We start from the raw sequence: 22,387 nt of genomic DNA, 5'->3' as shown, positions 1-22,387 counted from the left end.
CGGCCACTCACTGTTCGAGGAGGGACGGATGCGTCTGTCCGGCGGCCGCGGCCTGGACGGGAACGTACGGAACGGCCCGGGTCTCGCGGGTGCGCGCGACACCGTCCCAGCGCCACGGGGTGACCAGGACGGCGTCGATGCCCTCGCGGCGGCTCAGCTGTGCGATGGCGATGCCGGGAACGGTCGGGTAGCAGGCCCATTCGCGTTCGCTGGTCATCACCACGTCCAGGTCGAACGAGGCCAGCAGGCCGAGGCACTTGGCCCGGGAGTCGTCGTCGACACCGGCGAACGCCTCGTCCAGGGCGATCAGGCGTGGAGCGTGCGGGCTGCCGGAGGAGTAGTGCGAGGAGGCCGCGGCGAACAACGGGACCGAGGCGGCGAGCACGCGTTCGCCACCGGAGGCAGGACCGGTCGCCGGGCGCCACTGGCCGTCCTGGCGGCGCTGGATGGTGAACGCGTGCCAGGTGCGGTAGTCCAGGGCGCGGGTGAGCTGGTCGGCCCAGGAGTCGCCGGGGTTGTTCTCGCGGTCCTGCGCGATGCGGGCCTGGAGGAACTCGCCGACCGTCGCCCGGTCGGCCGGAGTCCAGGCGTCGGAGGACTGGCGCAGCAGGCGGGCGCGGACGGCCTCCAGACCGGGAGGCGCGTCCTTGGCGGGCTGCCAGACCAGGCGCAGGGTCATGCCGGTGGAGGTGGGCCGGGCGGCCAGGTCCTCGTTCATCGCCTGCACCTGTTCCTCGGCGGTGGCGATCAGTTCCTGGAGGGCTCCCGCGACCTCACCGACGAGGTGGTTCTCCAGCAGTTCGCGTTCCTTGGCGGACAGCAGCCGGGTACGCTGCGCGACCTCCTCGCGCAGCGAGGCGGCGAGGGCGGGCACGTCGTGGGTGCGGCCCTGGAAGACCACGTCGACGATCATGATGCCGTCGTGCAGGGTCATGCCGACCGAGTGGCCGTGGCGGCCGAGGGCGTCGGTGAGCGTCTTGTGTTCGGCGGAGATCCGCTGCTGGATCAGTTCCCAGCGCCGGTCGGAGTCGTCGGTGCCGTCGAGTTCCTGGTTGATCGTGCGGGCCAGGGCCACGGCCGGCGTGGGGGCCCAGGGCTCGTCCAGGGGCGGGACGGCGAGTTCCGGCAGGGCCGCGGCGAGCAGGCCGGTGGCGGCGAAGGCCCGCAGGGCGGCCACGGCCCGGTCGCGCTCGGCGGTGGCCTCCTCGATCCGGGCGCGGATCTCGCTGCACCGGCCCTCGGCGCGGGCACGGGCGGTCATGGCCTCGTCCCGCCTGCGGCGAGTGGTCTTCTCCTCGGCGTCCCGGGCGGCGATCGCCGCGTCGGCCTCGGCCAGCCGCCGGTACAGCTCCTCGACGCTCGCCCCGACCGTCTCGGCCAGCACCCGGTGGCGCTCGGCCGCCGCGTCGGCCGTACGGCGGGCGGCGGTCTCGGCCTCCTCGGCCTCGGCGAGAGCGGTGGCGGCGGCCTCGGCCTCGGCGGCGGTCTCGGCCGCGAGGGTGGCGGAGCGAGCCCGGGCGGCGGCGGCCGGAAGCAGCGCGGCGAGGGCGGCGGCGTAGCCGGACACCGCGTCGCGGACCTGTTCGAGCTCCTCGCGGGTGGTGGGCAGGCCGGTGTCCTGGGCGTACTCGTGGACTTCCCGGTCGGCGCGGTCCGCGTCCTCCTGACGGGTGGCGGCCTCGCGCTCGGCGTCGGTCAGCCGGTCCGTCAGGCGGTGTACGGCTTCGGCCTCGTGTCCGGCGCGGGCGTGTGCCTCGCGCAGGGCGTGGTCGGAGGGCTGGTTCTGCTGCTCGGCGGCGAGCGCGGTGGCCCGGTCACGGACGGCGGCGAGCTGCTCGCTCACCTCGTTGAGCCGAAAGGCGAGTTCACCGCGCTTGTCGGCCAGCTCGGCGAGCCGGGCGCGGCGGGCGGCCTCGCGGGCGCCTTCGCCGATGTAGTGGGCGGCGGGCTTGGTCCAGCGGCCGGTCAGGGCGCCGATCCGGTACCGGCCGCAGGTGGCGACCCAGGTGTGGTGGTCGGTGTCCGCGCCGAGGGCGATCGACGCCAGGGCGGCCCGGACGGCGGCGTCGTCGAGGGCGGCGGCCGACGGGTCGGCGCGATCGACGGCCGGGCGCAGCACGGCAGCGAGACTGGTGCCGGGAGCCCCGGTGCCGGGCAGCAGGACGGCGTCGTCGGCGTCGAGCAGAGTGCCGTCCGGGGTGACCCAGGCATCCAGCAACCCGGCGGCCTCCAGCGCGGCCTCGATCCCGGCACGGTGCTCGGCCGGTACCGCGTCGGCGAAGTCCACGGCCCGCCACAGCGGCGCACCCGGACGGCCGGCGCGGGCACCCGGATCGCGGGTGTGCGCCAGGGGCGGGGCGTCGTGGCCGCCGGATTCCAGGCGGGCGATCTCCTCCTCCACGGCGGCGAGTTCACGCCGTACCGCGGCGTGCTCGGCGTCGAGTCCGGCCTCGCGGCGGGTGAGCGCGCCCACGGCCGCGTGGTACGCCGCGGCGGCGGCCTCGGCCACCGGGTCGGGCCCGGCCAGGGTGTCCGTCCAGGCTTCCAGGGCGGCCAGGGCCTGGTCGGGGTCGGGCAGGCGCAGCTCGGTCGTGCCGACGGCCCAGGCACGCCAGGCCGCGGTCAGGGCCGCGCCCTGCTCGGCGACGGACCGCGCGGCCTCGGCGGACCGCTCGCGGGCGGCCTCCAGGTCGGCGGAGCGGCGCGTGGCTTCGGTCTGCGCCGTACGGGACCGCTCGTGCGCCCGCTCGGCCGCGGCGAGCAGCGCGGCCAGGCCGGTGACGGCCTGGCGGCGGCGTTCGACCGCCCGCTCACCCGCCCGGCGGGTGTCCTGGAACGGTGCGTGGTCACCCTCCAGCGTCCCGGCCACCGGCGCGTGGTCGATTCCAGCCGCTTCGGCGGCGTGGCGTGCGGCGTCGTCGGCCGCGGCGAGGGCGGCCCGGTCGGTCTCGTGCTGGGCGTGGGCGGCGGCGGCGCGGCGCTGCCAGTCGTCGGCCTGGCGGCGCGCGGTGCGGCAGGCACCGGTGCGGTCGTCGGCGACGGCGCGCAGGGCCTCGGAGGTCTTCCCCGCCTGTTCCAGCTCACGGGCGGCGTCCATCTCGGGGCTGCGGGTGAGCGCGTCCCGGGCGGCGGCCAGGGTCTCCCGGGCGTCCTCCAGTTCCGCCAGACGCGCCTCCGCCTGCCCCAGCCGCTCCTCGGCGGCGGTGTGTTCGCTCTCGGCCTCGCCGAGGTCGCGGCCCAGGTGCTCGTACCGGCTGTGCGCGACGCGCAGCACCGCAGCCTGCCGCTTGGCCGCTGTCTGCGCGTAACGGCGGTAGTGCGTCAGGAAGTCGGCGGCGGCGCCGGATGCCTCGGCGAGCGCCTGGAGGGCGTGCCGCTCCTCGTCCAGGCCGCGGAACGCCTCCGCCACCTCGCCGACCAGGGCGGGGTCGAGCGGCGGCAGGGCCTCGGTGAGCGCCTTGGACAGCAGCTTCTCGTCGGGCTTCTTGGACAGCTGCGGCTGGCGCAGCTGGATCAGCAGGTTGACCAGCGCCTCGTAACGGCCCGGGCCGAGGCCGAACAGCTGCTCGTCCACCGCCCTGCGGTACTCGGCGGCCGTGTCGTGGACCAGTCCGTGGCCCTCCAGCGCCTCGCGCAGCCGCTCCCGGGTGTACGGGACGCGGGTGGCGGACATCAGCGGCAGCTGAGCGCCGACGCGCAGCGAGGTGGTGAAGAACCAGTGCTTGGCGATGCCCCGGCCCTTGACCGCTTTCAGGCCGCAGCCGACCGTCCGGTACTGCGGCTTGCCGTCCTCGCCGATCCGTCCGAACTCCAGCCAGGTGTAGCCGGTGCGCTCGTCGTGCGGGTGCTTGCCGCCGAGCAGCAGGTTCCACTCCATCCGCTTGGCGCGGTCGCCGTCCGGTTCGACCCGGTGCGCGGCGAGCTCGCCGTCCAGGAGGAACGGCAGGGTGAGCGCGAGCACCTTGGACTTGCCGGTGCCGTTGTTGCCGCGCAGCAGCAGCCGCCCGTCGTGGAAGCGGAACTCCTCGGCGTCGTAGTAGAACAGGTCGACCAGCCCGGCGCGCAACGGCTGCCAGCGGGTGCGGGTCGGCTCGGGCAGAGGAGCGGTCATGCGCGGGAACGGGCCTTTCGGATGGTCGGGGCGGCCAGGGCGTAGCGGACCAGCGCCGGCTTGGCGGTGACGTGGCCGCCCTCGCGGGTCACCAGGTCGAGGGCGGTGAGCCGGTCGAGAGCCTGGGACAGCAACTCGGCCGCCGCGGCGGGCTCGGCGGCGCCCTTGCGCCAGTACGAGCGGTGTTGCGCGGCCAGTTGCCGTACCAGCTCGACGAGTTGCGGCTCGGTGCGGGGGCCGTCGGCGGTGGCGAGGTGGGCGGCGACCAGCAAGGTGGCGTGGCCGTCGGTGCCCTGCTCGGGCATCCGCAGGTCGGTCAGCTCGTCCTCCGGGTCGACCATGGCGATCCCCTCGGCACGCATCTCCGCGACCAGGCCGGTGAGTTCGGTGATCCGGCGGGTGATCGCGTGGCGCTGGGAGACCAGGTAGGCGCGCTCGTCCTCCGGCAGCTCGGCGTAGTACACCACCGGATCGTCCAGCAGTCTGCGGGTGAGCCGGTGGCGCAGCGCACGCAGCCGCAACTCCTCGGTGTCGGGCGCGACGTCGGAGGTGAGCAGGGTCAGCCGCTGGTCCGGGGCGGCGGCCTCGACGGTGGACGGGCCACGGGTCGCGGCCGGCAGGGCGGCCAGGACGCGCCGCCGCACGTCGTAGAGCACGTCGTTCGACGCCTCTGACAGGTACGCCTCCTCGTCGCCCGCCACCCGGTGCAGGACACCCCACTCCAGCAGCAGCCGCACGGCGGCCACCAAGTCGGAGCGCTCCTCACGGCGGTCCATCCGGAACTCGATCCCCGCCGCCACCAGCACCGGGTCGCCGGTCGCCGTCAGCACACCGTCGGCCAGCCGGCCCAGGGTGATCTGGGCGTCGGCCCGTTCCAGTACGGCCAGCGCCAGGCAGAGCAGCACATAGCGGCGGCGGGTGAACGGCACCCTGGTCCGCGGCGCCCGGGCGGGCCGGGTCGCGTCATCCGGCCGGGCGGGCGTCTTGTACAGCCGCGCGGCCCCCGCGTCGACCACCAGCCGCCAACCGGTCTCCTGGGTGAACCAGGACGCCAGCTCGCCCGCGTGCTTGCGGACCAGCCGAAAGTCCTCACTTCTTTTGGCCTCGCTTCCGCTGGTCATCAGCGGTGAGGCGAGCAGCGCGCGGGCGGCCCGGCGCCGCTCGGCCTGAACGTCCGCGTCGGTCATACCACATCTCCCGTCGGCGCCAGGTCGATGATCTCGATGATGTGCTCCGGCCCGCAGAGCACGCCGTCCGCGGTCGGGATCCGCACCGTCGTGTCCGGGTCGACCAGCTTCAGCCGGACCTCCATCGTGCCGTCCCCGGTGAGGGCCGAGGACTCGCTCTCCCCCGGCACCCGGGCCGACAGCGCGTCGCCGAGTACCGCGAGGAACAAGCGGAACGCGTGCGGGTCGAGCCCGTCCGGGCCGGCCAGCTCGGAGAGCAGCACCGGGCCGTCGGTGGCCAGCCGAGCCCGGGCGGCGGTGGTCTGGGCGGCCTCCCGCTCGACCTGCTCGGCCAGCACCTGCCGCGCCGCGGTGCGGTCCGCGACCCGGTTCGGCCTACCGCGCCGCTCGTACGAACCGGTCTCACGCAGCCGCGGGCTGATCTCCAGCGGCGGGGCCTCGGCCCACGGCGTGGTGGCAGCGAGATCCGCCTCCTGCCAGGCCGCCTGGGTAGCGGCGTCGACCGTCAGATGCCGGGCCGGGGTGAGGGCGAAGGCCGCCCGCCACAGGCGGTGGGCGGCCGCGTCGTCCGCGGCCTGCGCGAAGAACCGGGCCAGCGCCCGGAAGTCGGCCGACCGATCCGAGCGCCCGCCGCGCCGCTCGTTCAGCGCTGCCACGGTGTTGATCAGACCGGTGATCGCGCTGACCGCAGCACCGCGCAGCAGCTTCGCCTGGGAGGGCTGACGCGGCGACCGGCTCAGGAACCAGTCGGCCAGGCCCCGCCAGCGGTTCTCCCATGCGACGAGCGCCGACTGCGCCGCCTCCGCGCGGGCCAGCTCCGCCTCCGGTTCGTCCGAGTCGGGTACGGCGTCACCGGCCTCCCGGCGGGCGGCCGCCAGGAGCAGGCGCCCCACGCCGGCCGCGTTCAGCCGGGTGAGCAGGTCCGCGATCTGCGCGCCGCGGCCCGCCAGGTCGGCGATGAAACGCTCGATGTACTCGACCAGCCGGTCCTTGTACGCGATGAACGCCTCCTCGTCGCCGTCCTGGAAGTCGATGGTGCGGCGCAGCGAGGCCATGAACGCCTGGGCGTTGTCCGCCAGGCTCCCGAACCGCTCGGCGATCTGGAGCAGCAGCAGGTGGGTCTTGGCCGGATCGGGATCCTCCGCCTGCGCGAGGACCAGCAGCGAGCCCAGCTGCTCGGCGATGTCCGCCAGCGCGACCGACTGCAACTCGCCGCGCCGGCCCAGCGCCTGCTCGTACACGGCCATCGCGCGCAGCGCGGCCTGGCCGTGGCGGGTGAGCTGGTACAGGTAGCGCGCCCGGTGGAAGTCCTCGACCGATGTCACCCGGCCGGTGTCGGCGTCCGCACGGAGGTTGCCCCACTCGACCAGCTTCTCCAGCGCCGCGCCGACCGCCTCGGTCCCGACCGGCACCGCCGCCGTGCCGCCGGAGCCCTGGCGCAGCTCCGCGGCCACGTCCTCCGGCCGCAGATGGACGATGAACCGCTCCCGTGCCTGCGCGAACACGGCCAGGACCTGGCCGTAGAGGGCGGCGTTCGGCGCCTGCAGATAAGCGAACGGCTGGGGCGGCGGAGCGTCGGACACGGGCCCCAGTCTCCCAGACCCCGCCACCTGCCCGGGCACGAACCGGGAACTCGTCGTTGCCGGACCGCCTGTCGGCACAGCTGGGCCTTCTGCGGCCCTCGACGACACGATCAGGAGGCAGAGAACCTCGGCCCTGGCGGCGCGCTCGGGCGGCTTTCAGTTCCGGCGCCGCTCGCACCCGAGCATGCGCTATCTGCGTTTTGCATGCACGGACGCTATACTGCCATCATGACCGCCCTGACGATTCGGGACGTCCCGGATGACCAGATCCAGACCCTGAAGGTACGGGCCGCCCAGGCCGGCAAGTCCCTTCAGGCCTACTTTCTCGATCTCATCGCGCGCGAGACGTCCAAGCCCACCATGGCGGAGATGGTGGCGCGCCTGAACCGGGAGACCACGGCCGGCGTCAGCACCGAGGACGTGCTGGCCGCGATCGACGAGGCGAGGACCGGGCGGTGAGCGAGACGGTCGTCATCGACTGCTCCGCCCTTGCGCACTTCCTCACCAACCACGACCCGCTCGGCGTTGCCGTCCGCGCCCGGGTGGGCGCCGCCGCTGCCGTCGCCGTGCCCACACTCGTCGACTACGAGATCCAGTCCGCACTGCTCGGCATGAGGAGAGGGGGCAAGCTCACGGAACGGGAAGTGGCCAAGGCCATCGATGCCTACCAGCTGCTCCCGCTCCTCCGGCACGAGACGCTCTTCCTCTGGGACCGCGTTCAGGCGCTCCACGGAAACCTGAGCGCCTACGATGCCCAGTACGTCGCCCTGGCCGAGGCTCTCGCCGCGACGCTGATCACGAGTGATGTGAGGATCGAACGGAGCGGTGCCGCGAAATGCGACATCGAGGTCTTCGACTCGAACTGACGGCGGCGCGGTCGTGGGGCCGCTGACTCCCGTACCTCACCCCACTCCCCTCCTCCGACACCTCCCACAGCTGGCGGCCCACCTCGGGGTTGGAGGCGGTGGGGGAGAGGGGGACTTCGGTGGGGGTGCCGCGGAGTTCGGTGGGGCCGTTGGGGCCGACGAGGTGGCCGGGGCGGGCGGTGGGGGAGGTGGCGGCGTAGAGCTGGGGAGGGCGCCGCGGGGCGGGGGGCGAGGGGTTTGCCGAGGCGGCCGAAGACGATGCGCCAGAGGGCGACCGGGGCGGAGGTCTGGAGGTTGGTGGCGGTGTAGCCGGGGTGGGCGAGCAGGCTGTGTACGGGGCTGCCGGCTTCGGTGAGGCGGCGGTGGAGTTCGTGGCCGAAGACGGCGTTGGCCAGCTTCGACTGGTTGTAGTAGCCCATCGGGGAGTAACGGCGTTCGCCGGTCAGGTCGTCGAAGTACAGCCGTGCCTTGCGGTGGTTGACCGAGGTCACCGTGACCCCCCGGGGGTCGCGGCCCGCGGTCAGCAGGTCGAGCAGCAGGCCGGTAAGGGCGAAGTGGCCGAGGTGGTTGCAGGCGAACTGCGACTCGTGGCCCTGGGGGGTGAGCGAGCGGGGCGGTGCCATCAGGCCGGCGTTGTTGACCAGGACGTCGAGTCGGTCGTCCAGTTCCTGGCCGGCATGGGCACCGGGATGCGGGACGAACTGGCGGCCCGGCCCGCGACGGAGCCGCCCTCCGCCGCCCTGCGGCACGCCGTCCACTCGGCGCTGGCGGTCTGCGGCGGCGCCCACGTCGAGCGGGCGCTGCCGGTGGTCCGGCTCATCCTGCGTACCCCGGCCCTGCTCGCCCGCTTCCTGGAACGGCAGGCGCAGTGGCGTGCCGAGCTGACCTCGCGACTGGCGCACCGGCTGCGGCTCGACCCGGACGCCGAGTTGTATCCGCAGCTCGCCGCCGGGATGGCGCTGACCGCCTTCGACGCCGTGCTGCGCCGCTGGAGCGAGTCCGACGGCGCCGCCGACCCGGTGGCGCTCCTCGACCGTGCCTTCGCCGTGATCGCCCCGGCGCTGGACGCCGTCGAACCCCGTTAGCCCGTCGCTGCCGAAACGCCCAACTGGCCGATACCCACGGCGAAACGGCCCGCTACCGCGCCTCGTGGTGAACAATGCGCACAGCCGGGGCTTACGGCACGCCCCGACGAGCGGCGGACGGAGTGAGGGACGCGGTGCTGGGCGAAGAGGAAGCCGGTCCGACGCGGTCACGGGTGGACAACACCGTCAACGGCGGGACGTTCCACGGGCCGCACGTACAGGCCGGATCGGTCGGGACGGTCACCTTCCAGCAGGCCGCCATGCCCCTGGTGATCCCCGGGACGCCACCGCCGCGCACCCTGCCCGGCGCCCCCGCGCACTTCACCAACCGCGACCGGGAACTCGCCCGGCTCGTCGCCGCCGTGGACGAGGGCGACGGCGCGCCGACCGTCGTCGTGCTCGTCGGCGCCGGCGGGGTCGGCAAGACGGCGATGGCCCTGCGGCTCGGGGCCGCGCTGCGCGACCGCTATCCGGACGGCCAGCTCCACCACGATCTGCGCGGCGGCTCGCCGGGGGCCACCGCCACGCCGTCCGCGGTGCTCTGTCGCTTCCTGCACGCGCTGGGCGTCAACCCGCAGTACGTACCGGCCCGGCAGGAGGCCCAGGCGGACCTGTTCCGTTCCCTGGTGGCCGACCGGCGGGTGCTCGTGCTGCTGGACGACGCGCACTCGGCCGCGCAGGTGATCCCGCTGGTGACGGGTACGCCCGGTTCGCTGACGGTGGTCACCAGCCGCCGCCAACTACCGCGTCTTGTTGCGGAGTGCGGGGCGCGCGTGGTGCACGTCGGACCGCTGGACGAACGTGACGCCGTGCTGTTGCTCTCCCGGGTCTCCGGCGACCCGGCGGTACGGGAGGCACCACGCCACGCCGAAGCCGTCGCGCGGCGGTGCGCGGGGCTGCCGCTGGCGCTGTGCGCGGCCGGCGCCCGGATGGCCACCGCCGTGGACCTGGACTGGGCGACCCTGGAGCGCGAGATGACCCGGGAATGGAACGACCCCACCCCGGCCGGCGGTGACGGCCCGCAGGGTACGGACGCGTACGAACCGGGCACGCACGGCCCGGACGCCGTCTCCGCCGCCGTCCACGTCTCCTACGCCGCGCTCTCCCCGGGTGCCGCCCGCGCCCTTCGCCTGCTGGCGCTGCGCGCCTGGCCGTCCATCGGCGCGGAACTGGCCGCCGCCGCGTGCGACGTCGACGTGGCGGAGGCCCGCGGTCTGCTGGCCGAACTCGCCGGCGCCCGGCTGCTGGAGACGGCCGGTACGGACCGTTACCGCCTGCACGACCTCGTCCGGGAGCAGGCCGCGCGGTGGGCGGAGAGCGAGGAGCGCCCGGTCGCCGTGGCGGCGTCGTCGCGCGCCACGGTGGCGTGGTGCCTGCGTACCGCGGTGGCCGCCGACGCGTGCGTCATCCCGGGGCGCTGGCACCTCGGCCCGCGGTACGACGCCCTGCGCGATGCGGAACCCGCCCACCCGGACGCCGCGAGCGCCCTCGCCGCCCTCGCCCGGGAACGGGAGAACCTGACCGAGGCCGTCCAGGCGGCGGCCGACCTCGGGTTCGACGATCTGGCCTGGCAGTTGTGCGAAGCGCTCTGGGGGCTCTTCCTGCGCATGGGGTTCCACCAGGACTGGCTGCGCACCCACCGGCTCGGCGTCGAGGCCGCGGTGCGCTGCGCCGATCTGCGGGCCGAGGGGCGGATGCGCTGCCAACTGGCCTTCGGATACCTGGGGATGGGTCGGCTGGAGGAGGCCGAGGCCGAGATCCTGGCGGCGCGGGAGGCCGACCGCCGGGCCCGCCATCCCCGTGGTGAGGCCACCGCGATCGAGTCCCTGGGCCTGCTGCGCCTGCGTCAGCGACGGCCCGCCGAGGCGGCCCGTTGCTTCGAGGAGGCCCGCGTCCCGGCGCGGCGGGTGGGCGACCACCGGGCGCTGGCCCTCCTCGAACACCACCTCGGGCGCGCGCTGCGCGGGGAGGGGCGGTACGCGGAGGCCACCGCCCAACTGGAACGTGCCCGGGCGATGATGCGGGAACTCCCCGATCCCTACAACGAGGCGCGGGTGCTGACCAGCCTGGGCGAGACGCTGCTGGACGCCGGCCGGCCGCGCGACGCGGCGGCGCCGCTGGCCGAGGCGGCCGAAATCATGACGGCCGAGGGCGCCACCGTCCAGCGGGGCGACATCGCCGCGCTGCGGGCCAGGTGCGCCCGGGCGGCCGGTGACACCGCGGCCGAGGAACGGTACCTGCGCGAGGCCGCCGCCCACCACCGCGCCACCGGCTCGCCCGCCCTCGCCGAGGTGACCGCCCGGCTCGCCGAACTCGTGGCTACGCCTCCGGAGGAGGGTCCGTCTCCACGGTGATCCGGTGTCGGCCGACTCCGGTCACCACCACCAGCCCGTGGGCCAGCTCCTCCGCGCGTCCGCCGGCGTCGTACCAGGCGTACAGCGCGGAGGCGTAGGCCGCGGGGTCGCACAGGTCGGGCCGTCCGTCGTCGTCCGGGTCCGCGGTCAGGGCGACGAGGCGGCCGTCGGCGGTGCGTACGAGGCAGCGCCCGGGGCCGGTGACGAAGGCGGCCATGGCACAGTGCGGGTAGAGCGCCAGCGCCTCGCGCGTCCAGGCCGCCGCCGGGCCGAGCCGGGAGTCGTGGGCGACGACGACGTCGGCCAGGTCGAGCCTGCCGGGGTCGGCGGTCTCCTCGTGGACCACGGTGTGGGCGTCGAGGGTGTCGGGGTCGCCCGGTTCCGTCGCGGGGTCGGCGTAGCGGGTGACCGCGACCTCGGGCGCCCCGCCCGCCATCGCCCGGTCGAGCCGGGTCAGCACGCGCACCGGTGCCGTCGGCGGCGGTACGGCGCGGTCCGGGAGCGGCAGCCGGTCCAGCGCGGCGGGGTGCGCGGGTTCGGCCAGCCCCAGCAGGTCGTAGAAGAGCCGGCGCAGCAGTGCCGCGGAGCGCCCCGGGGCGGAGGTGGCCAGCGCGGCGAAACGGGCCTGCGGCGCGGGGTCGTAGCCGTCCAGGAGGCGGTCGAGCTGGGGGCGCAGTGGTTCGCGGGGGCGCAGGTGCGGCGCGCTCCGGCCGAGCTCGGCGACGGGCGAGCCGGGGTCGAGGTCCTGGGCCGGGAAGGCGCCGAGCAGGACGGGCCGGCCGAGCGCGGCGGCGTAGTAGGTCACCGAGCCGTGGTCGCCGATGACGCAGTCGGCGGCGATCAGCGCCTGGCGCCACTCGCCCAGCGGGGGTATCAGCAACAGCCCGGCCCGGCGGGCGCGCTCCAGCCAGCGGCGGACCTGTCCCGTGCCGTGGCCGTGCCAGATGTTGGGATGGAGCACGGCGGCCGTGCGGTACTGGTCGAGCGGCAGCTCGGAGGTGAGCCGGGGCAGTAGCTGGGCCAGCGGGTCGCCGGCCGCGTCACCGAAGAGCGCGCGCGGGTTCCAGGTGGAGTTGAGCACCACGAGCCGCTGTCCGGGGGCGATGCCGAAGGCCCGGCGGTAGCGTTCCCGGTACCGGACGGCGGCCAGCATGCGGTCGAAGCACGGGTCGCCGGCGAGCACCGCGGTGGGCGCGGCCTCGGGGCACGCGGCCCGCAGCCGTTCCAACTGCTCCGGGTGGGAGAGCACGGTCGCGCTCGCGAACGGCTTCCCCTCGTGCAGCAGCCACTCCGGCGACAACCCGAACACCGGCCCGGCTCCCGGCTCCCGGCTCCCGGCTCCCGGCTCCCGGCTCCCGGCTCCCGGCTCCCGGCTCCCGGCTCCCGGCTCCCGGCTCCCGGCTCCCGGCTCCCGGCTCCCGGCTCCCGGCTCCCGGCTCCCGGCTCCCGGCTCCCGGCTCCCGGCTCCCGGCTCCCGGCTGAGCTTTTTATTGTATCCGATACCGTGCGACAAAACGGCCAATTCGCCCTGGAGCTCGGCCAGTTCACCGCCGTAACTGGCGCTGATGACGAGGTCGGCGGGGGTGGCCTTCGCCTGTTCCCAGGGGAGGACGAGCAGGCCGACCTGGTCGAGGAGGCGGCGGGTGCCGTCGGTGAAGGGGGAGGAGCCGGTGCAGGTGGCGAGGCACTGGATCCGCAGGTCGCCGTGGAAGAGCGGGAGGACGTCGAGGAGCCGGGTGGCCGAGGTGACGTTGTGGACGACGAGCAGTACGCGGGCGGTGGCCGCCCGGGTCGCCCATCGGCGGGCCTCCGGGCCCACCGGCACCCGCAGCCAGGTAGCCTCCGCCACGACCTGATCCAGCCCTTCCGTCGCCTGGACACCGGAAGGGATCACCATAGTCCCCGCGTGCGTCCACCGGGCCCGTCCGCCGGGGCGGCCCGCGGCCGGGGAGCGCGCGGGCGGCGACGACGGCGAGGTGCGCGTGGAGCTGGGCAGGGTGGCGCTCGACAAGGTCTGGTACGCGGCGTTCGGGTCCAACATGCACTACGACAGGTTCCGTTGCTACCTCCTCGGTGGCAGGCCGCCGGGGGGACGGCGCGCGTATCCGGGGTGCCGGGACCGGCGGGAGCCGGAGCGGTGGGAGCCGGTGATGCTGCCGGGGGTGCTCTACTTCGCCACGGAGTCGCAGGTGTGGACCGGCGGCCGGGCCTTCTACGACCCGGACGGACCCGGGCGGACCGCCGCGCGGGCGTACCTCATCGGCGCCTCGCAGTTCTCCGACCTCGCGGCCCAGGAGATGTACCGCGAGCCGGGGCGCGACCTCGACCTGGGCGAGGCGGTCACCCGTTCCCGGGCGCGCGTCGGCCCCGGGCGGTACGAAACCGTGGTCTGCCCGGGGGAGTTGGCCGGGCACCCGCTGCTCACCCTCACCGCGCCCTGGGGCCACCGCGACGTGCCCGGCAACCCGCCGTCCGCGCCGTACCTGCGCCATCTGGGCCGCGGGCTGATGGAGTCGCACGGCTGGGACGCCGGGCGCACCGCCGCGTACCTGGCGAGCCGCCCCGGGGTGGACGGCCACTGGACCCCCGAGGCGGTCGCCGAACTCCTGACGGAACTGCCCCCATGACCCGGCGTCACCCCAGCGGCAGCGCACCGCTCTCCAGCTCCAGCAGCCGCCGCTTGCGGGCCAGCCCGCCGGCGTAACCGGTGAGCGAGCCGTCGGCGCCCACCACGCGGTGGCAGGGGATGACGACGGAGACCGGGTTGCGTCCGTTGGCCAGCCCCACGGCCCGCGCGGCGGTGGGCCGCCCCAGCGCGACGGCGAGCGCGCCGTACGTCGTTGTGCGCCCGTACGGCACCGTGGTGAGCGCCTGCCACACCTGGCGCTGCCACGGCGTGCCGCACGGCGCCAGCGGCAGGTCGAAGCGGCGCAACTCGCCGGCGAAGTAGGCGGCGAGCTGGTCGCGCACCGGCGGCAGCAGCCCGGGGTCGGGCACCCAGTCGGCGCCGATCCGCGGCCCGTACCGCTGACCCGAGGTGTACAGCCCGGTGACCGAGCGGCCGTCCCCGGTGAGCAGCAGTGGCCCGACCGGCGACTCCAGCACCGCGTACCGCACCGGACCGTCCAGCGGCTCGGCGAACTCCCGTACGAGGAAGGCGACTTCGTTCATGACGGCTCCAGCGTCGACCAGAGGTGGTGCGAGGCGTACGAGCGCCAGGGCCGCCAGCGCTCGGCGAGCCGGCGCGCGTTCGCGGGGTCGCCGGGGTGGCCGAGGCGTTCCAGGGCGTGGCGCACCCCGAGGTCGGTGGCGAGGAAGACGTCCGGGTCGCCGAGGGCGCGCATGCGGATGTACGACGCCGTCCAGGGGCCGATGCCGGGCAGGGCGCGCAGCCGGGACTCGGCCTCGTCCGGGTCGGCGTCCGGGTCGAGGACGACCTCCCCGGAGGCGAGCGCGCCGGCCAGCGCGTACAGCGCCGTCTTGCGGGCGGTGGGCATCGGCAGGTCGGCGGGGTCGGCGGTGCCGAGCGCCTCGGCGGTGGGGAACTCGTGGGTGAGGCCGCCGTCGGCCACCGGCAGCGGACGGCCGTAGGCCGCGGTGAGCCGGCCGGCGATGGTGCGCGCGCCGGCCACCGAGATCTGCTGGCCGAGCAGCGCCCGTACCGCCAGTTCGGCGGGGCTGACGTGGCCGGGGGAGCGCAGTCCGGGGGCGGCGGCGCGCAGCGGGCCGAGCAGCGGGCAGCCGGCCAGCGCCTCGGTGACGGCGGCCGGGTCGGTGTCCAGGTCGAGCAGTCGGCGGCAGAGGGCGACGGCCACCGGCAGGTCGCGCCGGTCGGCCAGGCGCAGCCTGCCGGTCACGTACCCCTCCCCGCCGTCCGTCAGGGCCACCGTCCCGGGGCCGTGCGGCAGCGTGAGCACCCGCCGGTAGGTGCCGGATCCGTACTCCTCGACCCCGGGCACGGCGCGGGCGGCGAGGAAGCGGAAGAGCCGGGGCAGATCGAGGGGCGGCCGGTGGGCGAGGCGCAGCCGGAACCCGTCCGGTCCGTCCTCGACCGCTTCGGCCTGCGGTTCGTCGTCGTTCACCCCATCATCGTGGCCGCCGCCCGGCCGCCGGACCGGCGGTTTTCGGACGCCTACCGGGGCCGGTGGCCGGGGGCGGGCCGCCGGATCAGCCGGCCTTGACCGAGTACAGCCGCGCGAAGCCGCCGGCCAGGCCACCGGTGGAGTTGTAGTACTGGCCGGGCTCGATGACGTGCGGGTAGTTGGTGCAGTCGTTGCTGAGGTAGACGGTGATCTTCTCGTTGGTGTTGTTGGTGACCCCGGCCGGGCCGGTGCCGTTGGAATACAGCGGGGAGCGGTAGCACGTGCCGTCGACCGGGTTGGTCAGCTTGCCGAGCGGGCCGTAGTCGATGCTGCCGGTGGCCGCGTCGGCGGACGCGGGCAGTGCCAGGACGGCCGCCGCGGCGACCGCCGCCAGGGCGCCGATACGGGCTGTTGTGTTCGTGCGCACCGTGATCTCCTTCTGGTCGTCGTACAAGGCCGCCGGAGACTACGGGGCGCGGGTATCCGTCCGTTATCTCCCGGCGCACGCACGCACGGCCGGGCCGGAACCGCCGGGTAGTCCTTGAGGACTACCCGCGAAGAGCGCTCCTGAGCGGGATCCGCTCCACCGGCCCGGAAACCTAGCCTCCTTCCAGTTCACGAACGAACAGGAAGGAAGGCCCGCATGGGAGCCAAGCGTCGTCTGCGGCACGGGCTGCTGATGGTGGCCGCGGCCGGCACCATCGTCGCCTCGGTCACCGCCGCGGCCCGCGCCGGCGTCCCGGGCACCCCCGTCCCGCCCCGGCTGCCGGCCGTGTCGGCGGAGACCCTCCAGGCCCGCTACGCGGCCAACCACCGCTACATCGTGCGGGCCGAGCGGGCCGCCCGGCGGATGGACGACACCGGGCGGGCCCACGCGCTCGCCGGACTCGCCGCCCCGGGCCGGAACTTCCTGACCTTCGACGCGACCGGGGACGGCCAGGCCGTCGAGGTCCTCGGCGACCTCGCCCACGCCGACCGGGTCGCCGTGGTGGTGCCCGGCTCGGACACCACGATCGACACCTTCGACGAACTCGGCTCGCGCTACGCCTCGTTGGACGGCGGAGCGGGCGCCCTCTACGCGCGGACCCGGGCGCTCGACCCGCACGCCCGGGTCGCCGTCGTCGCCTGGTACGGCTACCGCGCCCCGCGCACCATGAGCCGCGACGTGGCCACCGACGACCGGGCCCGCGAGGGCGGCCGGCGGCTCGACGGCTTCCTCGGCGAGGTGCGCCGCACCGACCCCGGCGCCCGGGTCACCTTGCTGTGCCACTCCTACGGCACCGTGGTCTGCGGCAGCGCGCTGCGCACCATGGACGCCGCGGACAAGGCGGCCGTCTCCGGCGTCGCGGTCTTCGGCAGCCCCGGCATGGGCGTGCGTTCCGCCGCCGAACTGGGGCTGCGCGCCCCGCTGTGGGTCGGCCGCGGCACCCGGGACTGGATCGCCCGGGTGCCCCACACCAGCTTGGACGTCCTCGGTGAGCGGATCGGCTTCGGCACCGACCCGACCTCCCCGCGGTTCGGCGCCCGGACCCTGCCCACCGGGGACGCCCAACACAGCGACTACCTGCGCCCCGGAGGTCTTTCGTTGCGCAACCTCGCCCTGATCACCCTCGGCCGCGACGCGGCGGTGTCCCGTGGCTGACGTGCGAGTCCGGCCGGACGTCCAGGCGCGCCCGGCCCTCACCTCCCCGTACCCGCCGGTCCCGTCCGGGCCGCGTCCGTCCCGGCGCACCCTCGCCGACCGCTTGCACTCGGCGGTGCTCCGGATCGACGCGGCAACCCCCGCCGGGCGGGACCGCGCGGTCGACGTCCTGCGTGCCCTCGCCATCAGCGGGGTGGTCCTCGGCCACTGGCTGGTGAGCGCGGTGGTGCTGCAGGCCGGCGGCCATCTCGGCGGCGACAGCCCGCTGCACCACATGCCGGCGTTCACCCCGGTCTCCTGGCTGCTCCAGCCGCTCGCCGTCTTCTTCCTGGTCGGCGGCCGGGTCGGGGCGCACAGCTACACCGCGGCGCGGCGGCGCGGCCAGGGGTACCGCGGCTGGCTGGCCGGGCGGATGCGCCGGCTGCTGCGCCCGGCGGTGCCGATGGTCACCGTGTGGGGCCTGGTGCTGCTGGGGCTGGCCGTGGCCGGCGTCGCCCACGAGACCGTCCACACCCTGATGTGGCTCGCCTTCTCCCCGCTGTGGTTCTTCGGGGTCTACGTGGTGCTCACCGCCGCGACCCCGCTGGTGTGCCGGTACCCCGGCCGGGTGGCGGTGGGCGCCGCCGTGCTGGTGGCCGCGCTCGACCTGGCCCGCGCGCTGACCGGCGCGGCCGGCTGGACGGAGACGGTACGGCAGGCCAACGACGTGGCCGGCTGGCTGGTGCCGTACGCGCTGGGCGCGTGGTGGGCCGCCGGCGGCTTCGTCCGGCGCCGGTACGCGGCCGGGATGCTGGCCGGCGGGGTGCTCGCCACCGTCGCGCTGGTGGTGTGGGGCGGTTATCCGGCGAGCATGGTGGGCGTCCCCGGGCAGGCGTTGTCCAACCTCAACCCGCCCACCCTGGCCGCGGTCTGCTTCGGCCTGGCGCAGTGCGGCGCGGCGCTGCTGCTGGCCGCCCCGTTGCGGCGGCTGGTGGGGCAGCCGGGCGGCGGCGGGCCGGCCATCCCGGCCGCCGAGGCGCTGCGGGCCCGGCCGGGGCAGTTCGTGTGGGCCGCGGTGGCGCTGCTCAACCTGTCGGCGATCACCGTCTTCCTGTGGCACCAGACCGCGATGCTCACCACCACGCTGGTCTCCCTCGGCCTCGGCGCCCACCTCTTCGCCCTGCACACCAGCCCCGACACCCCGCTGTGGCCGCTGGCCCGGCTCGGCTGGTGCCTGCTGTTCGCCCTCGTGCTGGCCGGCTTCCTGGCCGCCTTCCGCGACTGGGAACGCGGCGTCCGCGCAGGTCGGAGCGGGTGAGCCGGGGGAGATGAGCGAACGATACCGAGACGATAACGGCCCCGAATACGGTGTCGTGCGGCATGTGCCGCCTGCCCTCGGACGGTTCGCGCGGTGTGGCCGGAGTCTGTGTCCGAAGCAATTGTTGGAGGAGTCATGGGCGGTATCTCCGTCGAATCGCTCAGCGAGCTGTACGTGAAGTACGAGAACGACCTGCGCGCGGTACGCGACGCGCAGCGGGAGTTCCTGCGGCAGCGCGGCAAGACGATGAAGGCCCAGCTCGACGACTACGAGGCCGAGATCACCTACCTGCTGGTGCGGGAGCACCGGCCGGACAAGCTGGTGGAGATCGGGACGTTCTACGGCTGGTCGACCATGTGGCTGCTGAGCGCGCTGAGGGACAACGGCAAGGGCCACCTGTACTCGTTCGACATCGTCGACAACGTGGTGCGCAACGTCCCGGCCGAACTCGCCGCCGACCGCTGGACGTTCACCAAGGGCGACGTGCGCGAGCACCTGTCGAAGGTGCCCTCCGACACCGACTACCTGTTCATAGACGCCGACCACGGCGCGCGCTTCGCGCGGTGGTACGTCGACAACCTCTTCCCGGCGGTGCCGAACGGCATCCCGACCCAGGTGCACGACGTCTTCCACGGCCGCCGGCCCAAGCCGCTGAGCGAGGGCTCGGTGGTCATCAAGTGGCTGGCCGAGAAGAACGTCCCGTACTTCACCCCGTCCGCCGCGAAGGCCCCCGAGGTGATCGAGGCGCTGGCGGCGGTCAAGCGTGACCTGAACCTGGCGGAGCCGGTCCGCGACAGCCGCGACAACCCGATGATCTTCTTCACCCTACCGTAGTCCGCGGCCTTCTCCGGGGTGCCGGAGAACGCCTGTCAACTCCCCCTGTTCACCGGGTGGTTACCCTCCCCCAGAACCCTCGTTCAGCCGCGCTGGCGGTCGGTGCCGGAGCATGCCTATAGTGCCGAGGCGATCGCGGAGCAGGGGGTTCCGGGTCGGTTGGCCAGGGGGAGGCTTGCATGGATTCGGGTGATTCCGGGCCTGCGCGCATACGATTCACGGTTCTTGGTTCACTCTCCGCGACGGTTGACGGCCGTCCCGTCGCGATCGGGGGCCCCAGGCAGCGGACGATTCTCGCCATGCTGATCCTGGCGTGGGGCCGGGTGGTCTCGGTCGGCGCCCTGGTGGACGCGGTCTGGGGCGACCGGCCGCCGACCACCGCCCGCACGCAGGTGGCGATCTGCATCGGCGCCCTGCGCAAGGCGTTCAAGCAGGCCGGGGTCGAGGACGACATCATCTCCACCGCCCACCCGGGGTACCGGCTGGAGACCGCGCGCAGCGAGACCGACGCGCTGGAGTTCACCTCGATGGTCTCGGACGCCGCCGCCGCGGTGCGCGGCTCGCGGCTGGACGACGCCAGCGCGCTGTACACCCGGGCGCTGGCGCTGTGGAAGGGCCCGGCGCTGGCCGGGGTGACCGGGCAGCCGGTGGAGGACGAGGCCACCCGGCTGGAGGAGCGGCGGCTGTCGGCCTACAAGGCGTGGTCCGACGTGGACCTCGCGCTCGGCCGCCACCAGGAGCTCATCCCCGAGCTGACCGCGGTGGCCCAGAACTACCCGCTCGACGAGCAGCTCCGCCACAACCTGATGCTCGCCCAGTACCGGGCCGGCCGGCGCGGCGAGGCCACCGAGGGGTTCCGTTCCTGGCGCCGCTACTTCGTGGACGAACTCGGCCTGGAGCCCTCCCCGGTGATCCAGGAGCTGCACAACGCGATCCTGCGCGACGAGCCGGGGCTGGCGTTGCCCGCGGAGTCCGCGCCGCCGCCGGAGACCCGTTTCGTCCCCGCCGAACTGCCCCCGGACGCCGCCGCGTTCCAGGGGCGCGAGGCGGAGCTGGCGCAGCTCGACACGTTGCTGGACCGCCCCCCGGCCGGGCAGCCCACCGCGCTGGGCTTCGTCACCGGGGTCGCCGGTGTCGGCAAGACCGCGCTGGTGGTGCACTGGGCGCACCGGGCCGCCGGGCAGTTCCCGGACGGCCAGTTGTACGCCGACTTCTCCGGCGGCGACGGCGACCAGCCGCCGATGTCGGCGCACGCGCTGATCGAGCGGTTCCTGCGGGCGCTCGGGGTGCCCGGTGAGCAGATCCCGGCCGACCCGGGGGCGCGGGAGTCGCTCTACCGCAGCGTGCTCGCCGAACGGCGGGTGCTGGTGGTGCTCGACAACGTGTCCGGGGTCGAGGAGGTGCTGCCCTTAGTCCCGGGCAGCGGACGGTGCTGCGTCCTGGTGACCAGCCGCGAGCAGCTCGACCACCTCGCGGTGGGCGGCGCGGTGCGGGTGGGCCTGGGGCTGATGAGCGAGGCGGAGGCCGAGCGGCTGATCGCCCGGATCGCCGGCGAGGAGCGGGTGGCCGCCGATCCGTCGGCGGTGCGGGAGCTGTTCCGGCTGTGCGACGGGCTGCCGTTGGCGCTGCGCATCGCCGCGGCCCGGCTGGCGGTCAAACGCCACTGGTCGGTGGCGCACCTGGTGCACCGGCTCTCCGACGAGCGGCGCCGGCTGGACGAGTTGAGCACCGGCGGCATCGGGGTGCGGGCCAGCTTCGCGGTCAGCTACCGCGGGCTGCCGAAGAAGGCCGGCCGGATGTACCGGCGGCTCGGCCTGCTCAACGTGCCGGACTTCACCGCCTGGGCGGGCGCCGCGCTGCTGGACGTCTCCCCGGGCGAGGCCGAGGACCTCATCGAGCGGCTGGTCGACGCCAACCTGCTCACCGTCACCGGCACCGACGCCACCGGCACCCTGCGCTACGGACTCCACGACCTGCTGCGGCTGTACGCCAGGGAACTGGCGCAGAGCGAGGAGAGCGAGGAGGAACGGGACGAGGCGCGCGGCCGGGTGCTGCGTACCCTGCTCACCCTCGCCGAGGAGGGCCACCGGCGCGAGTACGGCGGCGACTTCTCCGTCATCCACGGCAGCACGCCGCGCCGCCCGCTCGATCCGGCGCTGGTGGACGGGCTGCTGCGCTCCCCGCTGAAGTGGTTCGACGCCGAGCGCTCGGCCCTGGTGGCGCTGCTGGTGCAGGCGTGCGACCTGGGGCTGGACGAACTCGCCTGGGACCTGGCGATGTCCAGCGTGGTGCTCTTCGAGACCCGGGCCGACTACGACAACTGGCGGCTGGTGGCGCAGCGTGCCCTGGAGGCCGCGCAGAAGTCGGGCAACCGGCGCGGCGAGGCCGCCATGTGGTACGAGCTGGGCTCGGTGGAGATGTTCCAGCAGCGCTTCGACCGCGCGGTGCCGTTGTTCGAGGTGGCCCTCGGCCTCTTCGAGGAGGTCGGCGAGGTGCACGGCCACGCGCTGACGCTGCGCAACCTGGCCATCGTGCACCGGGTCCGCGGTGACCTGGTCTCGGCGATGGGGAAGCTCTCCGCCGCCCGGGACGTGCTCCACGAGGTGGGCGACGCCTCCGCCGAGGCGCACGCGCTGGGCCAGATGGCCCAGATCGAGCTGGACTGGGGCAACGCCGACGAGGCGGTGACCCTCTCCCGGGAGGCGGTGCGCATCGCCACCGGCCTCGGCGAGACCCGCGGCGCCGCGCAGGCGCTCAACCGGCTGGCCGGCGCCTATCTGCGGCAGGGCCGCTACGACGCCGCCGAGGAGTCGTACCAGTGGGTGCTGCGCCTGGTGCGGGAGAAGGGCGACAGCCGGGGCGAGGCGTACGCGCTGCTCGGCCTGGGCGAGACCCACGTGGTGGCCGAGCGCTACCCGGCGGCCGAGCAGGTGCTGCTGGAGGCGCTGCGGCTGACCCACCGGGTCAACGACCTGTTCCTGCTCGCCCGAGTCAACCTCACCCTGGGCCGCTGCAACGTGCGGCTGGGCAGGCCGGATCGGGCCGGCCAGTTCCTCACCCTGGCCCGCAGCCTCTTCCGGCAGATGGACTCGCCGGCCGGTGAGCAGCAGGCGGCGCGGGAGATGGCGGCGCTCGGCGGCGGCGCCCCGCGTGACTTACTGAAGGTGTGCTGAACCCCTCCCCACGGGCGGCGACCGGTGACCTCCGGTCGCCGCCCGTGGCGTGTGCCGACCCCAACTGCCGTGGTTTCGCAGCCCGTCGGTCCGGAAGAGGACCGAAAACGAAGCGATATCAGCCAGAAGGTGCCGGCTCCTAGCGTGGGCGACCGGGCCGTCCGCCGTGGCGG

At 74.8% G+C, this 22,387-nt stretch carries 16 protein-coding genes and 1 pseudogene; 9 read left to right on the top strand and 8 right to left on the bottom strand.

Annotated elements, in window-relative coordinates:
• Positions 1 to 7 precede the first annotated feature (7 nt).
• The 3 genes from SCATT_RS12700 to SCATT_RS12690 are packed head-to-tail and all read right to left on the bottom strand — an operon-like array spanning position 8 to position 6,881.
• Positions 8 to 4,111, bottom strand: coding sequence for a TIGR02680 family protein (locus SCATT_RS12700; protein WP_014143454.1), 4,104 nt, complete (start codon positions 4,109 to 4,111; stop codon positions 8 to 10).
• Entirely contained in the window at positions 4,108 to 5,298 is a 1,191-nt protein-coding gene (locus SCATT_RS12695; RefSeq protein ID WP_014143453.1) for a TIGR02678 family protein, read from the bottom strand. The genes SCATT_RS12700 and SCATT_RS12695 overlap by 4 nt, the downstream gene beginning before the upstream one ends.
• Positions 5,295 to 6,881 (bottom strand): TIGR02677 family protein, encoded by a 1,587-nt coding sequence (locus SCATT_RS12690; protein ID WP_014143452.1) that lies wholly within the window; start codon positions 6,879 to 6,881, stop codon positions 5,295 to 5,297. The genes SCATT_RS12695 and SCATT_RS12690 overlap by 4 nt, the downstream gene beginning before the upstream one ends.
• Positions 6,882 to 7,109: 228 nt before the next feature.
• Between SCATT_RS12690 and SCATT_RS12685 the strand changes: the two genes are divergently transcribed.
• Complete coding sequence (locus SCATT_RS12685; RefSeq protein ID WP_014143451.1) at positions 7,110 to 7,340, top strand: FitA-like ribbon-helix-helix domain-containing protein; 231 nt, start codon at positions 7,110 to 7,112, stop codon at positions 7,338 to 7,340.
• Entirely contained in the window at positions 7,337 to 7,747 is a 411-nt protein-coding gene (locus SCATT_RS12680; RefSeq protein WP_014143450.1) for a type II toxin-antitoxin system VapC family toxin, read from the top strand. Before SCATT_RS12685 ends, SCATT_RS12680 begins: the two co-directional genes overlap by 4 nt.
• Before the next feature lie 341 nt (positions 7,748 to 8,088).
• On the opposite strand, the pseudogene SCATT_RS40745 reads toward SCATT_RS12680, so the two are convergent.
• Positions 8,089 to 8,370, bottom strand: a pseudogene (locus tag SCATT_RS40745) (short-chain dehydrogenase); the annotation flags it as partial.
• Here SCATT_RS40745 and SCATT_RS39500 point away from each other — a divergent pair.
• Positions 8,311 to 8,832, top strand: coding sequence for an acyl-CoA-like ligand-binding transcription factor (locus SCATT_RS39500; RefSeq protein ID WP_407696610.1), 522 nt, complete (start codon positions 8,311 to 8,313; stop codon positions 8,830 to 8,832). The pseudogene SCATT_RS40745 and the gene SCATT_RS39500 overlap by 60 nt on opposite strands.
• Before the next feature lie 134 nt (positions 8,833 to 8,966).
• Complete coding sequence (locus SCATT_RS12670) at positions 8,967 to 11,186, top strand: tetratricopeptide repeat protein (protein WP_014143448.1); 2,220 nt, start codon at positions 8,967 to 8,969, stop codon at positions 11,184 to 11,186.
• Here SCATT_RS12670 and SCATT_RS12665 read toward each other — a convergent pair.
• Positions 11,152 to 13,083: a UDP-N-acetyl glucosamine 2-epimerase gene (locus SCATT_RS12665; RefSeq protein WP_014627968.1), complete on the bottom strand. Its 1,932-nt coding sequence runs from the start codon at positions 13,081 to 13,083 to the stop codon at positions 11,152 to 11,154. The genes SCATT_RS12670 and SCATT_RS12665 overlap by 35 nt on opposite strands.
• Positions 13,084 to 13,168: 85 nt before the next feature.
• Here SCATT_RS12665 and SCATT_RS12660 point away from each other — a divergent pair, with 85 nt between their 5' ends.
• Entirely contained in the window at positions 13,169 to 13,813 is a 645-nt protein-coding gene (locus SCATT_RS12660) for a hypothetical protein (RefSeq protein ID WP_014143446.1), read from the top strand.
• 7 nt (positions 13,814 to 13,820) lie between these two features.
• On the opposite strand, the gene SCATT_RS12655 is transcribed toward SCATT_RS12660, so the two are convergent.
• The 3 genes from SCATT_RS12655 to SCATT_RS12645 all read right to left on the bottom strand — a co-directional run bounded on the left by SCATT_RS12655 (position 13,821) and on the right by SCATT_RS12645 (position 15,695).
• The gene (locus SCATT_RS12655) at positions 13,821 to 14,357 is read right to left on the bottom strand and encodes a methylated-DNA--[protein]-cysteine S-methyltransferase (RefSeq protein ID WP_014143445.1); all 537 of its coding nucleotides are present in this window, start codon (positions 14,355 to 14,357) and stop codon (positions 13,821 to 13,823) included.
• Complete coding sequence (locus tag SCATT_RS12650) at positions 14,354 to 15,268, bottom strand: DNA-3-methyladenine glycosylase family protein (protein ID WP_014143444.1); 915 nt, start codon at positions 15,266 to 15,268, stop codon at positions 14,354 to 14,356. The genes SCATT_RS12655 and SCATT_RS12650 overlap by 4 nt, the downstream gene beginning before the upstream one ends.
• 85 nt (positions 15,269 to 15,353) lie before the next feature.
• The gene (locus tag SCATT_RS12645; RefSeq protein ID WP_014143443.1) at positions 15,354 to 15,695 is read right to left on the bottom strand and encodes a hypothetical protein; all 342 of its coding nucleotides are present in this window, start codon (positions 15,693 to 15,695) and stop codon (positions 15,354 to 15,356) included.
• Between the two features lie 216 nt (positions 15,696 to 15,911).
• On the opposite strand from SCATT_RS12645, the gene SCATT_RS12640 reads away from it, so the two are divergent.
• From SCATT_RS12640 to SCATT_RS12625, 4 genes are all read left to right on the top strand, one after another.
• Complete coding sequence (locus tag SCATT_RS12640; RefSeq protein WP_014143442.1) at positions 15,912 to 16,910, top strand: alpha/beta hydrolase; 999 nt, start codon at positions 15,912 to 15,914, stop codon at positions 16,908 to 16,910.
• Positions 16,903 to 18,207: an acyltransferase family protein gene (locus tag SCATT_RS12635; protein WP_014143441.1), complete on the top strand. Its 1,305-nt coding sequence runs from the start codon at positions 16,903 to 16,905 to the stop codon at positions 18,205 to 18,207. The genes SCATT_RS12640 and SCATT_RS12635 overlap by 8 nt, the downstream gene beginning before the upstream one ends.
• Before the next feature lie 135 nt (positions 18,208 to 18,342).
• Positions 18,343 to 19,041, top strand: a complete 699-nt coding sequence (locus SCATT_RS12630) for a class I SAM-dependent methyltransferase (protein WP_014143440.1) — start codon at positions 18,343 to 18,345, stop codon at positions 19,039 to 19,041.
• 179 nt (positions 19,042 to 19,220) lie between these two features.
• Positions 19,221 to 22,214 (top strand): AfsR/SARP family transcriptional regulator, encoded by a 2,994-nt coding sequence (locus SCATT_RS12625; RefSeq protein WP_078590713.1) that lies wholly within the window; start codon positions 19,221 to 19,223, stop codon positions 22,212 to 22,214.
• Positions 22,215 to 22,387 lie beyond the last annotated feature (173 nt).

It is taken from the genome of Streptantibioticus cattleyicolor NRRL 8057 = DSM 46488 (assembly GCF_000240165.1).
Classification (GTDB): Bacteria; Actinomycetota; Actinomycetes; order Streptomycetales; family Streptomycetaceae; genus Streptantibioticus; species Streptantibioticus cattleyicolor.
This window is presented reverse-complemented; position numbering and strand designations above follow the sequence as displayed.